The 13,386-nt window shown below is 62.0% G+C and carries 13 protein-coding genes; all 13 read left to right on the top strand.

Annotation, left to right across the window (positions count from 1 at the left end):
- Positions 1 to 20 precede the first annotated feature (20 nt).
- Positions 21 to 1,166 carry a glycosyltransferase gene (locus tag H0Z09_RS17560; protein ID WP_186691878.1) on the top strand — a complete coding sequence of 382 codons (1,146 nt, stop codon included), beginning with the start codon at positions 21 to 23 and terminating at the stop codon, positions 1,164 to 1,166.
- The gene (locus tag H0Z09_RS17565) at positions 1,163 to 1,732 is read left to right on the top strand and encodes a putative colanic acid biosynthesis acetyltransferase (protein WP_186691880.1); all 570 of its coding nucleotides are present in this window, start codon (positions 1,163 to 1,165) and stop codon (positions 1,730 to 1,732) included. Before H0Z09_RS17560 ends, H0Z09_RS17565 begins: the two co-directional genes overlap by 4 nt.
- The gene (locus H0Z09_RS17570) at positions 1,729 to 2,664 is read left to right on the top strand and encodes a glycosyltransferase family 2 protein (RefSeq protein ID WP_186691882.1); all 936 of its coding nucleotides are present in this window, start codon (positions 1,729 to 1,731) and stop codon (positions 2,662 to 2,664) included. Before H0Z09_RS17565 ends, H0Z09_RS17570 begins: the two co-directional genes overlap by 4 nt.
- A gap of 69 nt (positions 2,665 to 2,733) precedes the next feature.
- Positions 2,734 to 3,855, top strand: coding sequence for a GDP-mannose 4,6-dehydratase (gmd, locus tag H0Z09_RS17575; RefSeq protein ID WP_186691884.1), 1,122 nt, complete (start codon positions 2,734 to 2,736; stop codon positions 3,853 to 3,855).
- 2 nt (positions 3,856 to 3,857) lie between these two features.
- Positions 3,858 to 4,835, top strand: coding sequence for a GDP-L-fucose synthase (locus H0Z09_RS17580; protein ID WP_076952533.1), 978 nt, complete (start codon positions 3,858 to 3,860; stop codon positions 4,833 to 4,835).
- Positions 4,835 to 6,043, top strand: a complete 1,209-nt coding sequence (locus H0Z09_RS17585; protein ID WP_186691886.1) for a glycosyltransferase WbuB — start codon at positions 4,835 to 4,837, stop codon at positions 6,041 to 6,043. The genes H0Z09_RS17580 and H0Z09_RS17585 overlap by 1 nt, the downstream gene beginning before the upstream one ends.
- A gap of 5 nt (positions 6,044 to 6,048) precedes the next feature.
- A complete protein-coding gene (locus H0Z09_RS17590; RefSeq protein WP_186691888.1) occupies positions 6,049 to 6,507 on the top strand; it encodes a GDP-mannose mannosyl hydrolase in 459 nt (152 codons plus the stop codon).
- Between the two features lie 23 nt (positions 6,508 to 6,530).
- Positions 6,531 to 7,940, top strand: a complete 1,410-nt coding sequence (locus tag H0Z09_RS17595; protein WP_186691897.1) for a mannose-1-phosphate guanylyltransferase/mannose-6-phosphate isomerase — start codon at positions 6,531 to 6,533, stop codon at positions 7,938 to 7,940.
- Positions 7,941 to 8,120: 180 nt separating this feature from the next.
- On the top strand, positions 8,121 to 8,360 hold the full coding sequence (locus H0Z09_RS17600) for a hypothetical protein (protein ID WP_076952530.1): 240 nt from the start codon (positions 8,121 to 8,123) through the stop codon (positions 8,358 to 8,360).
- Positions 8,361 to 8,446: 86 nt separating this feature from the next.
- Positions 8,447 to 9,559 carry a polysaccharide biosynthesis/export family protein gene (locus H0Z09_RS17605; protein WP_186691899.1) on the top strand — a complete coding sequence of 371 codons (1,113 nt, stop codon included), beginning with the start codon at positions 8,447 to 8,449 and terminating at the stop codon, positions 9,557 to 9,559.
- A gap of 12 nt (positions 9,560 to 9,571) precedes the next feature.
- The gene (locus H0Z09_RS17610) at positions 9,572 to 10,225 is read left to right on the top strand and encodes a YjbF family lipoprotein (RefSeq protein ID WP_346656798.1); all 654 of its coding nucleotides are present in this window, start codon (positions 9,572 to 9,574) and stop codon (positions 10,223 to 10,225) included.
- Positions 10,222 to 10,989 carry a capsule biosynthesis GfcC family protein gene (locus H0Z09_RS17615; RefSeq protein WP_076952527.1) on the top strand — a complete coding sequence of 256 codons (768 nt, stop codon included), beginning with the start codon at positions 10,222 to 10,224 and terminating at the stop codon, positions 10,987 to 10,989. Before H0Z09_RS17610 ends, H0Z09_RS17615 begins: the two co-directional genes overlap by 4 nt.
- Positions 10,986 to 13,061, top strand: coding sequence for a YjbH domain-containing protein (locus H0Z09_RS17620; RefSeq protein WP_186691901.1), 2,076 nt, complete (start codon positions 10,986 to 10,988; stop codon positions 13,059 to 13,061). The genes H0Z09_RS17615 and H0Z09_RS17620 overlap by 4 nt, the downstream gene beginning before the upstream one ends.
- Positions 13,062 to 13,386: the final 325 nt, after the last annotated feature.

Consider the following 13,386-nt stretch of genomic DNA (forward strand, 5'->3'; position numbering starts at 1 on the left):
GCATCAGCGGACGACAGCACTTGAAGTTATTAAGAATCATATCTTCGGTTAAACCGGAAAAGGGCGGCCCCATCAACGCGGCCCGGGAAATTGACACGGTGCTCGTCCAGGACGGGCATCTCGTTGATGTACTCACGCTGGATGGGGCGTTCGCTGTCGATTATCCCGGCCCCGTGCATTTCATGGGGCCTAGCCGATTCGGCTACGGGTTGAACGGCAATATCCGTCAATGGCTTGAGCAGCATGCCCGGGACTATGATTTTTTCATCATCAACGGGCTGTGGCAGTACCACGGTTTTGTGGCTCGCCAGGTGTTGAACAGCCTCGGTCGGCCTTACATCGTGTATACCCATGGCATGCTGGATCCCTGGTTCAAGCACGAGTATCCGCTCAAGCATTTGAAGAAATGGTTGTACTGGCCGTGGGGCGAATACCGCGTGTTGAGGGATGCGCGGCGCGTGGTTTTTACCAGTGAGGAAGAGCAGATTCGTGCGCGCGAATCGTTCTGGCTCTATCGCGTCAACGAGACGATTACCGCTTACGGCACCGCCAGCCCGCCGGCTGACGATGCACGCCTGGCGCAAGATTTCATCAATGATCATCCGCAATTGAGGGGCAAGCGGATAGTCCTGTTCTTGAGCCGTATCCATAAAAAAAAGGGCTGCGACCACTTGTTGCAAGCCTTTGCCCGGGTTGCCGGGCAGGACGAGCGTTTGCACCTGGTCATGGCCGGCCCCGATCAGGCCGATTGGGTGCAGACTCTGCAGGATCAGGCCGAGAAATTGGGCATCGCCGAGCGCATAACATGGCCCGGCATGTTGCAAGGGGCTGCGAAGTGGGGGGCGTTCTACGCTTGCGAAGTTTTTTGCCTGCCGTCGCATCAGGAAAACTTTGGTGTGGTCGTGGCTGAGGCGCTGGCCTGCGGCAAACCTGTGCTGATCAGCAACAAAGTGAATATCTGGCGTGAAATCGAAAAAGACGCCGTAGGGTTTGTAAACGAAGACACGGCGGCGGGAACGCTGCAAAACCTACAGCGCTGGTTGCAGCTGGATGCGACCGGCTACGCGCAGATGTCCACACGGGCCAAGGTGTGTTTTGCCGAGCGTTTTCATATTCGGCGTGGCGCGCAACGTCTGTTGGAAATCGTGCGGGAGTGTTTCCCGTGATTTTGCAAGGCAATGACCCGCATCGGTCGCCGTCCTTCTCATTTGGCCATCGGGTGCGCCGCCAACTCTGGAACATGGTGTACGTGGCGCTGTTTCGCACCAGCCCACGCCCGTTTCATGCCTGGCGGGCCTTCCTGCTCAGGTTGTTCGGTGCGCAGCTTGGCAAAGGCGTGCACGTTTACCCACGGGCGAAGGTCTGGGCACCTTGGAACCTGGAGCTGGGCGATCATGTCGGCATTGCCGACGGCACCACGCTTTACAACATGGCGATGATTCGCATCGGGCGTTTCAGCGTGATTTCCCAAGGGGCGCATTTGTGCGGTGGTTCCCACGACTACAACAGCAAGAATTTCCAGCTGTTTGCCAAGCCCATCGTGTTGGGTGAACACGTGTGGGTGTGTGCGGAAGCCTTTATCACCCTGGGTGTCACCATTGCTGACGGCGTGGTGGTGGGCGCGCGCGCCTTGGTGGTCAAGAGCATCGCACAGCCGTGGACCGTACACGCCGGGCACCCAGCCCGGCAAATCAGCGAGCGCATCCAGTACGTGCAGGAGCTGACGCCATGAACCGCACAACCATCACCGTCATCATCCTCACCTACAACGAAAGCCTGCACATCGCCCGGGCCATCGAGTCGGTGCGTGCCTTCAGCGATGAGGTGCTGGTGGTGGATTCGTTCTCCACCGACGACACCTGCGACATCGCCCGCCGCCACGGCGCGTTGGTGGTGCAGCATGCGTTCGTCAACCAGGCCAAGCAGTTCCAGTGGGCGCTGGACCACCTGCCGATCACTGGCAACTGGACGCTGCGCCTGGACGCCGACGAGGTCATTGAGGCTGACCTTGCCGCCGAGATCAACACGCGGTTGCCGGCGTTGGCGAGCGATATCACCGGCATCAATTTCAAGCGCAAGCATATTTTCATGGGCCGTTGGGTGCGGCATGGCGGACGTTACCCGTTGAAAATGCTGCGGCTGTGGCGCACCGGCCTGGGGCGCATGGAGGACCGATGGATGGATGAGCACATCTCGGTGGCCGAGGGACGCACCATCACCCTGGAGGGTGGGTTTGCCGACCACAACCTGCATGACTTGACCTTCTTTACCCACAAGCACAACGGCTATGCCACCCGCGAAGCGATCGAGGTGCTCAATGCCCGGCTGGGGCTGTTCGCGATCCGCGATGAACTGCACACCGGACAGAGTTCGTTCCAGGCCAGGGCCAAGCGCCTGGTCAAGAACCGGCTGTACAACCGCGTGCCGTTCACCTTGAGTTCCACGGCCTATTTCTTGTGGCGCTATGTGTTCCAACTGGGGTTTCTCGATGGCCGCAGCGGCCTCGTCTACCACCTGCTCCAGGGTTATTGGTACCGGTTTCTGGTCGGCGCCAAAGTGCTGGAACTGGAAACCGCGATTGCTCATTTAAACGATAAGGACGCCATTGTCCGGGAACTTTCAAAGTTGACCGGACATAACTTGAACCTGCCCACAACGAAGTAACTGACCGTTTTTAACAAACACCCAAGTTTGGGTGACGGCCTTCGCTCGCCTATCAATCGGGAGACAGACATGAACAAAGTCGCGCTTATTACCGGGATCACCGGTCAGGATGGCTCGTACCTGGCGGAACTGCTGCTGGAAAAAGGCTACACGGTGCACGGCCTCAAGCGACGTTCGTCGTCGTTCAATACCCAGCGCATCGATCACATTTACCAGGACCCACAGGCCCTGCATAAGAACCTGATCCTGCACTACGGCGACCTGGCGGATTCGTCCAACCTGACGCGCATCATCCAGCAGATCCAGCCCGATGAAATCTACAACCTCGGTGCCCAATCCCACGTGGCGGTGAGCTTTGATTCACCGGAATACACCGCCGATGTCGACGCCCTGGGCACCTTGCGCATCCTCGAGGCGATCCGTTTGCTGGGCCTGGAAAAGAAAACCCGTTTCTACCAGGCCTCGACCTCCGAGTTGTACGGGCTGGTGCAGGAGACCCCGCAGAAGGAGACCACGCCGTTCTACCCGCGCTCGCCCTATGCCGTGGCCAAGTTGTATGCCTACTGGATTACCGTGAACTTTCGCGAGGCCTATGGGCTGTATGCGTGCAACGGGATCCTGTTCAACCACGAGTCGCCGCGTCGCGGTGAAACCTTCGTGACGCGCAAGATCACCCGCGCCTTGAGCAACATCGCCCTGGGCCTGGAGCCGTGCCTGTACATGGGCAACATGGATGCCCTGCGCGATTGGGGGCATGCCAAAGACTACGTGCGCATGCAGTGGATGATGCTGCAGCAGGACAGCCCCGAGGATTTTGTGATCGCCACGGGCGTGCAGTATTCGGTGCGTGACTTTATTCGCTGGTCGGCGGCGGAGCTGGGCCTGACCTTGCGTTTTGTCGGTCGGGGCGTGGAGGAGGTGGCGGTGGTCGAGCGGATCGACGGCGACCTGGCACCGGGCATCCTGGTGGGGGATGTAATTGTGCGGGTGGACCCGCGCTACTTCCGCCCGGCGGAGGTGGAAACGCTGTTGGGTGATCCGTCCAAAGCCAAGCACAAACTGGGCTGGACGCCTGAAATCAGTGCGCAGGACATGTGTGCGGAGATGGTCCGCGAAGACCTGAAGATTGCCCAGCGCCACGCCCTGTTGCGTCTGCACGGGCATGACGCACCGATCGCGGTGGAGAACTGAGCATGGCGCGCGATCTTGACGCACGTATCTTCGTCGCCGGCCATCGTGGCATGGTGGGTTCGGCCATCGTGCGCCGCCTGTGGGCGCTGGGTTATAGCCAGATCCTCACGGCCGGCCGCGCTGAGCTGGACCTGCTCGATCCGGCGGCGGTCCAGGCCTACTTTGCCGAGCAGCGCGTGGACCAGGTGTACCTGGCGGCCGCCAAGGTGGGGGGCATTCATGCCAACGCGACGTACCCGGCGGACTTCATCTACCAGAACCTGATGATCCAGGCCAATGTGATTCACGCCGCCCACAGCCATGGCGTGCAGCGACTGTTGTTCCTCGGCTCGTCGTGCATCTACCCGGTGCATGCGCCGCAACCGATGATCGAGGCGGTGTTGCTCGATGGTGCGCTGGAACCGACCAACGAGCCTTACGCCGTGGCCAAGATCGCCGGGATCAAGCTGTGCGAGAGCTACAACCGCCAGCACGGGCGTGATTACCGCAGTGTGATGCCGACCAACCTGTACGGGCCGGGCGACAATTATCACCCGCAAAACAGCCATGTGATCGCGGCCTTGCTGCGGCGCTTCCATGAGGCGACCCAGCGCGGCGACGAAGAGGTAGTGATCTGGGGCAGTGGCCGGCCGCGCCGCGAGTTCTTGCATGTGGATGACATGGCCGCCGCCAGCGTGCATGTGATGGAGCTCGATGTCGCGCGCTACCGCGAACAGACCCTGCCGATGCGTTCGCACCTGAACGTCGGCACCGGGGTGGATTGCACCATCGCCGAGCTGGCCCAGGCCCTGGTGCGGGTGACCGGTTTCCAGGGGCGCTTGCGCTTCGACGCCAGCAAACCCGACGGCGCCCCGCGCAAATTACTGGATGTGAGCCGCATCAATGCCTTGGGCTGGGAAGCCTATGTGCCGCTGGAGGAGGGCTTGCGCGACGCTTACAACGCGTATCTCGCGGCCCTCGAACAGCCTCGGGGTCAGTGATGAAAATCCTTTTGTACGGCATCAATTACAGCCCGGAACTCACCGGTATCGGCAAGTACAGCGGTGAGCAGGCGCGCTGGCTGGCCGGGCAGGGCCATGAAGTGCGCGTGGTGACGGCGCCGCCGTATTACCCGCAGTGGCAGGTGGGCGAGGGCTATTCGCCGTGGCGTTTTCGCACCGAACAGGACGCTGGCGTGACGGTGATTCGGTGCCCGCTGTATGTGCCGCGCCAGCCCGGCGCGTTGACGCGCCTGCTGCACCTGGCGAGCTTTGCCGCCAGCTCGCTGCTGGCGGTGCTGGGGCAACTGCGCTGGAAGCCGGACCTGGTGATGCTGGTGGTGCCGACCCTGTTTTGTGCGCCCCAGGCGTTGTTGCTGGCCAAGCTCAGTGGGGCGCGGTCGGTGCTGCATATCCAGGATTACGAAGTGGACGCGATGTTCGGCCTGGGCCTGGGTGGCGGTTCCGTGTCGCGGCGCCTGGCGTTTGGCATCGAGCGCTGGTTGCTGCGGCGTTTTGATCGGGTGTCGACGATTTCCAGCGGCATGCTCGACAAGGCGCGTGCCAAGGGAGTGAACAGCCGACGCCTGGTGTTCTTCCCCAATTGGTCGGAAACCGCGCGGTTTGGCCAAGTGCGTCATAACCATGTGTTGCTTGTGCGCCTCGGTGTGCCACCGGGAGCCAGAGTGTTGCTGTACGCGGGCAACATCGGCGAGAAGCAAGGGCTGGAACTGATCCTCGACGCCGCCCAGGCCCATGCCCAGCGTGCGGATCTGGTCTTCCTGATCGTCGGCCAGGGCACCGGCAAGGCGCGCCTGCGTGAACGGGTACAGCGCGACGGCCTGCCCAACGTGCTGTTCGCGCCGCTGCAGGCCTACGAGGATCTGCCGGCGCTGCTGGCGTCGGTCGACGCGCACCTGGTGATCCAGAAACGCGGCGTGGCCGATTCAGTGCTGCCGTCCAAGCTCACCAACATCCTGGCGGTGGGCGGCAATGCAATTATCACCGCCGATCCCGATACCACTCTTGGTCGCCTGTGCGAGGAACACCCGGGCATTGCGGTGTTGATCGAGCCGGAGTCGGTGGCGGCGCTGAACGCCGGCATCGAGCGCGTGCTGGCATTGCCTGCGCGCAATGAGGTGGCGTTGAACTACGCCAAGGAGTTCCTCGACAAGGAACGCATTCTGCAACGCTTCATGGCACAGGTTTGATGGGTATGTGGCTTGATTTGCCGACCTTCCAGACGGTCGTGGCGTCGACGCCCCTGGTGGCGATCGACCTGGTGATTAAAAACCGCCGTGGCGAGGTGTTGCTTGGCCTGCGCGTCAATCGACCCGCCCATGGCTTCTGGTTCGTGCCCGGTGGGCGTATCCAGAAAAACGAAAGCCTGGACACGGCATTCCGGCGCATCACCCTCGATGAGCTGGGGCGCACCTTCGAACGCGCCAGCGCACGGCTGCTGGGGGTGTTCGAGCACTTTTACGCTGACAGTGTCTTCGCCGATGCCGGGACCGGCCCGGACACCCACTACGTGGTGCTCGGCTATTGCCTGGAGCTGGATGACAACCCCGCCCTGCAGCCGCCCGCCGAACAACACCAGCAGTTCCGTTGGTGGCCGCAGGATGAGCTGCGCTTCAGCCCACGGGTGCATGCCCACACCCGTGCCTACTTCTGACTCTCTGTCCCAAGGATGCCCTCATGTTAATACCCGTGATCATGGCTGGCGGTTCGGGGTCGCGCCTGTGGCCGCTGTCGCGGCAACTGAACCCCAAGCAGTTCCTGCGCCTGACCGATGCGCACCTGTCGATGCTGCAGCAGACCATTACCCGGCTCGCCGGCGCCAACGTGGCATTGCCGCAACTGATCTGCAACGAACAGCACCGTTTTCTGGTGGCCGAACAATTGCGTCAGTTGGGCATGGAGCAGGCGAGCATCCTGCTCGAGCCGGTGGGGCGCAACACGGCGCCGGCCATCGCGCTGGCGGCGTGCAAGGCGGTTGCCGAGTCCGACGACCCGATCCTGCTGGTGTTGGCGGCGGACCATTTGATCGAAGACATTCCGGCGTTCCATGCCAGCCTTGAAGTGGCGCTGCCACAGGCCAGGGACGGCAAGCTGGTGACGTTTGGCATCAAGCCCACCAGTGCCCACACCGGCTACGGCTACATCGAGCAGGGCGCCGCAATGGGCGAGGGCGGTTACCGGGTCAAACGCTTTGTCGAGAAACCCGACGCCGCCACGGCGGCGCAGTACGTGGCCAGCGGTGATTACTTTTGGAACAGCGGCATGTTCATGTTCCGCGCCAGCCGCTACCTGCAGGAGCTCGAACGCTTCCAACCGGCCATTCTCGAGGCCTGCCGCGTGGCGCTGGAAGGCGGCAGCCAGGACTTGCCGTTTACCCGCGTGCATGCCGAAACCTTTGCAGCGTGCCCGGACGACTCCATCGACTACGCGGTGATGGAGAAAACCAATGACGCGGTGATGGTGCCGTTGCAGGCCGGCTGGAGCGATATCGGCTCATGGTCGGCGCTGTGGGAGGCCAGCGCAAAAGACGCGAGCGGCAATGTGTTGCGCGGTGATGGGGTGCTGCTGGAGACCCGCGACACCTATGTGCACGCCGACAGCCGCTTGGTCGCCACCGTGGGGGTGCAGGACCTGATCATCGTCGAAACCAAGGACGCCGTACTGGTGGCCCACAAGGATCAGGTGCAGCAGGTCAAGGGCATCGTCGACCGGCTCAAGGCCGCCGGCCGCCATGAGCACCTCAACCACCGTGAGGTGTACCGGCCGTGGGGCATGTATGACTCGGTGGACAACGGCCCGCGCTATCAGGTCAAGCGCATCACCGTAAAACCGGGAGCCAAGTTGTCGGTGCAGATGCATCACCACCGCGCCGAGCACTGGATCGTGGTCAGTGGCACGGCCCGGGTCACCAATGGCGAGCAGACTTACCTGGTCTCGGAAAACCAGTCGACTTATATCCCCATCGGTCAGGTGCATGCCCTGGAAAACCCAGGCGTCATTCCCCTGGAGTTGATCGAGGTGCAGTCCGGCTCTTATTTGGGTGAAGACGATATCGTGCGGTTTGAAGATAAATACGGCAGGGCCTGAAGTGTTCGACAATTAATAACGTTTTATATAACGACAGTGGCGAGCAAGGCATTGAGGGCCGGGCGCTTGGCCGGGAAAACGTTATTTTCAACTAACCCCGTTAAAAGTTAGCTGTCTGGTAGGCGGTTTAGTTGAATGGCACTATCGGCCTGGCCACTCATTGACGATAAGGAGTCTGTTATGAAGAAAGCACTGGCTGTCATTGTACTCAGTGTCTTGAGTACGTCCGTGTTGGCTGCCGAGTTGCCGTTGGGGCTTAGCACCCCCGTGGTAGGAACGGTGACCGTGGCGCAAACCGTGCTGCTCACCAGCGCCCTTGTTGCCGGCGTCGCCGCTGCCTCCAACAGCGGCGGCAGTTCCAACGGCGGCACCACCACGGGGACTACTGGCACGACCGGCACCACAGGTACCGGCAACTAGTTGTAACCCTTCTGTTTTTCGACCGCTTGGATTCCCCGCCCAAGTGGTCTTTTTTTCTTGTCGTTTATCGCGAGTGTCCTAGCACTATGATGCGTATTTTTTCCGTTGCGGCCGTGGCTGCGGCATTGTTGCAAGGCTGCATGTTTGCCCCTGGCCAATATATGGACACGGCGGCGCTGACCCAGGATGGCGGGTCGGAAAACAGTCGGGTGGATTTAATCCCGATCACTCCGAAGTTGCTCGCCATGGACGCAGCCACTCAAGTGCCTTATTCCATCCCGGCGCAACTATTGAGTTATAAGCCTGGACCGTATTTGATCGGCGCCAATGACGCGCTGTATATCACTGTGTGGGATCACCCGGAACTCACCGCACCTTCCGGCCCGCAACAGCAGATCGACGCCAACGGTCGTTTGGTCAGTCCCGAAGGCAATCTGTTCTACCCCTATGTGGGCGAACTGGTGGCCAAGGGGCGCACCATTGAAGCACTGCGCAGTGAGATCACCGACAAGTTGCGCCAATACATCGACAACCCGCAGGTAGACGTCAGCGTGCTGCGGTTTGCCAGCCAGCGCGTGGTGGTCACCGGCGCGGTCGCCAAGGCGGGGCCGCTGCCGATCACCACGATTCCGATGACGGTCATGGAGGCCGTTTCTACTTCGGGGATCGACCCGCTCAATGCCGACCTGTCGAACCTGACGCTTACCCGTGGCGGCAAGCGCTATACCCTGGATCTGGACACGCTCAACCTTGCGCCGTCGCGCTTGAACGACATCTACCTCAAGGACGGCGACCAGCTGTACCTGGCCTACAACGACCGCAAGCGCATCTACGTGATGGGCGAGGTGATGCAACCGCGCGCGTTGAGCTTCAAGACCCGCAGCATGAACCTTTCGGACGTGCTCGGCTCGGTGGGCGGGGTCAACCAGAACACCTCCAACGCTGACGCCATCTACGTGATTCGCGGCGCGCAGCACATCGATGTGGAACCGGCCAAGGTGTTCCAGCTGGAAGCGGCTTCCCCTTCGGCCATGGCCCTGGCCACGCGCTTTAACGTGCAGCCCCAGGACGTAGTGTTTGTCGGCCCCGCCCATATCACGCGCTGGAACCGCTTTATCAGCCAGTTGATCCCTTCCGCCACGATTGTCGGGATCGGCGCGTCCACTCAGAACAACCTGAGTGAAGCCAGCGACCGATAAGGTGGAACCTGCGTGAACACTCTGAAAATCATGACGTGCATGGGGGCGGCGTGGCTGCTGGCTGGCTGTAATCCGCTGATGAAGGCCTCTCTGGATACCTTCAAGGCGGCCGTGGCCGGGCCCGCGCCCCTGGTGCTGAGCCAGGCCCAGTTGGATGCGGTGCCCTTTCCTCAGATCAAGGTCGCCACGATGTCCAGCGAAGGCACAATGGCGCTGATTCGCCAGCGCGGCGACCTGCAATTCTGGGTCGCCTCCGGCAAGCAGGTCCTGCTGCTGCGCAACGGCCTGGTGGTGCGCACGGTCGGCCTGGGCGCCGACCTGGACGGTACGCGCTGGCAGGGGCAATCGCCGTTCCAGCAAGGGTTGCACCAGGTGCCGGATGGCTATCGCAGTACGCGCCAGCTCGACGTCGTGGAGGGTTACCGCATGGGCGTCACGCTCACCAGCCGACTGACCCGCAAAGGTATCGAGACCCTCCAGATCCTCGACAAACCCTACGCCTTGCTGCGGGTGGACGAAGACATCGAGGCGCCGCAGTTTCATGCGCGCAACCGTTATTGGGTCGACCCCAGCGACGGTTTTATCGTGCAGAGCGAACAGCACCTCACGCCCAGCCTGACCCTGACCATTACTCAGCTGCAACCCAGCCGTAAGGACGCCCGATGACCCGTCCAACACTCGCGGCGCTGGTCTTGTTGTGGAGCTGCGCCGGTGTGGGCCAGGCCGCCATGACGGTCAGCGGCCAGGTGCGTAACCCTGGCCCTGTCGCGCTGCCAGCCGAGGCGCGCTTGCTGGATCTGATCATCGCCTCGCAACCGGATGCCCAAGGCTATTGGCTGGCCGCTGCCTGGCTGCGTCAGCCTTTGCGCGAACCCCAGGCACGGCTCAAGGCCGGCGTGTTGTTTGATTTGCAGACCCTGCAGCAGGCCGCGTTGGCCGACGGGCGCGAAGAACGAGCCCGTGTGGCCGCGCGGCTCTATCAACAGGTGCAGGCATTGCCGGTGACCGGTCGCCAGGTGGCGATGCTCGACCCGGTGGCGGTGGAGGTGGGCTTTGCGCCGAACCTGCCGGTCAGCGAAGGCGACCGCCTGGTGTACCCGCCGAGGCCTGACAGCGTGCGGGTGCTGGGGGCGGTTGCCGCCCCGTGTACCTTGGCGTTTCAGGCGCTGCGCCAGGCCCGCGACTACCTCGGCGCATGCCCGTCATCGAACGCGGCGGACAGCGATTACCTGTGGCTGATCCAGCCCGACGGGCATGTCACGCGCCTGGGTATTGCGCCATGGAACCGCGAACAGGGCGCGCCTCCCGCGCCCGGCAGCACGCTGCTGGTGCCGATTCGCAGCGACGACCTGGTGACGCCCACCCCTGAATTGAATCAGCAATTGGCAGAGTTTCTCGCCACCCAACCCTTGGCCGAGGTCACGCCTTGAAATTCTGTATCGCGGCCGTGCTGCTGGTGCCCTGTGGCGTCGCGCATGGCGACCCCCGTTACACCCAGAGCGATTTCGGCGGCGTGGGGCTGCTGCAAACCCCTACCGCACGCATGGCACCCGTCGGCGAGCTCAGCATCAATGCCAATCGCACCGAGCCTTACAGCCGCTACAGTTTTTCGGCACAGCCGCTGGACTGGCTGGAAGGCACCTTTCGCTACACCGCCATCACCAACCGCCCTTATGGCGCCGAGTCGTTCAGCGGCGGCCAGAGCTACAAGGACAAGGCGGTCGACGCCAAGGTGCGCCTGTATCAGGAAAACCACTGGCTACCGGAGGTGGCACTGGGGTTCATGGACCTGGGCGGCACCGGGTTGTTCTCCAGCGAGTACCTTGTAATCAACAAGCGTTATGGCGATGTGGATTTCAGCGCCGGCATCGCCTGGGGCTACCTGGGCAGCCGTGGTGATTTCGGTAACCCTTTGGGCATGCTGGATGATCGGTACAACAGACGCCCCGTCGCTGAAGGTTCCGGCAGCTTTTCCAACGGCTATTTTCGCGGCCGGCCGGCGTTGTTCGGCGGTATCGCCTACCAGACGCCCTGGGCGCCCTTGAGCCTCAAGCTTGAGGTTGAAGGCAACGACTACAAGAACGAACCTCGTGACAACTCATTTCGCCAGGACTCGCCGGTCAACCTGGGCCTGGTCTACAAGGTGGCCGACGCCATCGATGTAAGTGCTGCCTGGGAACGTGGCAACACCGCCATGTTCGGCATCACCCTGCACACCAATTTCGTCAGCCGCAAGGCACCGCTGAAAACCTACGACCCACCGGCGCCCCCACTGCCTGCCAAGGCACCGTCCACGCCGCCGGATCAGGTGGACTGGGCGGCGGTTTCCCAGCGCCTGCACGACAATGCCGGCTACAACGTGCAGCGCATCACCCAACGCGGGTCAGAGCTGCTGGTGTATGGCGAACAACAGCGCTACTTCTACAGCGCCAAGGCGGTTGGGCGCGCCAGTCGTATCCTGGATAACAGCGTGAATGAGCAGATCGATTGGTTCACGCTGGTGAGCGAGCGCTACGCCATGCCGATGGAGGAAACCAGCGTGCCGCGCGGGACCTTCCGTGAGGTGGTCAACAACCGCGAAGACCTGCAAAACCTGCACCGCCAGGTCGAGGTCAATCGCGCCAGCGAGCGCACGCAGACGGTGCTCTATACCCAGCCGCCCAAGCCCTTGAGCTATGGCTTGGGCCTTGGTTACAAGCAGAACGTCGGCGGGCCGGATGGTTTGCTCTACCAGGTTTCCGCTGACCTCGACGCTGAATACCGCTTTACCCGCAACACCTGGTGGAGCGGTTTGCTGAGCGTCAACCTGCTCAACAACTACGATGGTTTTACCTATGACGCGCCCACCGGATTGCCACGGGTACGTACTGACTTGCGCAAGTACATGACCAGCGCCGACGTGACCTTGCCGACGTTCCAGCTCAATCATGCGCAGCGCCTGGACCAGGATCTGTACGGAATGGTCTACGGCGGTTTGCTCGAGTCGATGTATGCCGGTGTCGGCAGCGAACTGCTGTACCGGCCGATGGGCCGGGGTTGGGCGCTGGGCGCTGACCTGAACTACGTGCGCCAGCGCGGCTTCGAGCAGGATTTCAGCCTGCGCGATTACCGCACGGTAACCGGGCATATCACCGGCTATACCGACCTGCCGTTCAACCTGCAGGGCGCCTTGAGCGTCGGCCGCTACCTGGCCAGGGACTGGGGGGCGACGCTGGACCTGTCGCGCGAATTCAACAACGGCGTGCGTATTGGGGGATGGATCACCCGTACCAATGTGTCCAAGCAAGCGTTTGGCGAGGGCAGTTTCGACAAAGGCCTCTACCTGTCCATTCCCTTCGATGAGCTGATGAGCCTGTCGACCATGCGCCGCGCCAACCTGGTATGGGCCCCGCTGACCCGCGATGGCGGCGCGCGGTTGAATCGTGCCTATTCACTGCATTCGATGACGGATGGACGGGACAGTGAACTGTTCTACAAGAACATCGACAAGATCACTGAGTAGGGCCTGGGCACAACCGAAATTCCGCTGGCGAAGCAGATCCCCTGTGGGAGCCGTCGAGCTTTAGCGAGGCCGCGAAGGCGGTGGGTCAGGCGATGAAGATGTTGAATGTACCGCCGCCTTCGCAGCCTCGCCGGGGCTCGACAGCTCCCACAGTTGGTCTCGGTCGTTGCCGAGAAGGCGTTCGCAGGTACAACTGAAATCCCGCCGACAAAGCCGATCCCCTGTGGGACCTCCCGAGCTTTAGCGAGGCCGCGAAGGCGGTGGGTCAGGCGATGAAGATGTTGAATGTACCGCCGCCTTCGCAGCCTCGCCGGGGCTCGACAGC

It is taken from the genome of Pseudomonas sp. SWRI18 (genome assembly GCF_014268345.1).
Taxonomy (GTDB): domain Bacteria; phylum Pseudomonadota; class Gammaproteobacteria; order Pseudomonadales; family Pseudomonadaceae; genus Aquipseudomonas; species Aquipseudomonas cedrina.

What these genes read in the sequence shown, in the direction of transcription:
- H0Z09_RS17615 (WP_076952527.1), top strand. Translation starts at nt 10,222, where the DNA reads ATGACCCGTCCAACACTCGCGGCGCTGGTCTTGTTGTGGAGCTGCGCC.
- H0Z09_RS17605 (WP_186691899.1), top strand. Translation starts at nt 8,447, where the DNA reads ATGATGCGTATTTTTTCCGTTGCGGCCGTGGCTGCGGCATTGTTGCAA.
- gmd (WP_186691884.1), top strand. Translation starts at nt 2,734, where the DNA reads ATGAACAAAGTCGCGCTTATTACCGGGATCACCGGTCAGGATGGCTCG.
- H0Z09_RS17595 (WP_186691897.1), top strand. Translation starts at nt 6,531, where the DNA reads ATGTTAATACCCGTGATCATGGCTGGCGGTTCGGGGTCGCGCCTGTGG.
- H0Z09_RS17600 (WP_076952530.1), top strand. Translation starts at nt 8,121, where the DNA reads ATGAAGAAAGCACTGGCTGTCATTGTACTCAGTGTCTTGAGTACGTCC.
- H0Z09_RS17590 (WP_186691888.1), top strand. Translation starts at nt 6,049, where the DNA reads ATGTGGCTTGATTTGCCGACCTTCCAGACGGTCGTGGCGTCGACGCCC.
- H0Z09_RS17585 (WP_186691886.1), top strand. Translation starts at nt 4,835, where the DNA reads ATGAAAATCCTTTTGTACGGCATCAATTACAGCCCGGAACTCACCGGT.
- H0Z09_RS17570 (WP_186691882.1), top strand. Translation starts at nt 1,729, where the DNA reads ATGAACCGCACAACCATCACCGTCATCATCCTCACCTACAACGAAAGC.
- H0Z09_RS17580 (WP_076952533.1), top strand. Translation starts at nt 3,858, where the DNA reads ATGGCGCGCGATCTTGACGCACGTATCTTCGTCGCCGGCCATCGTGGC.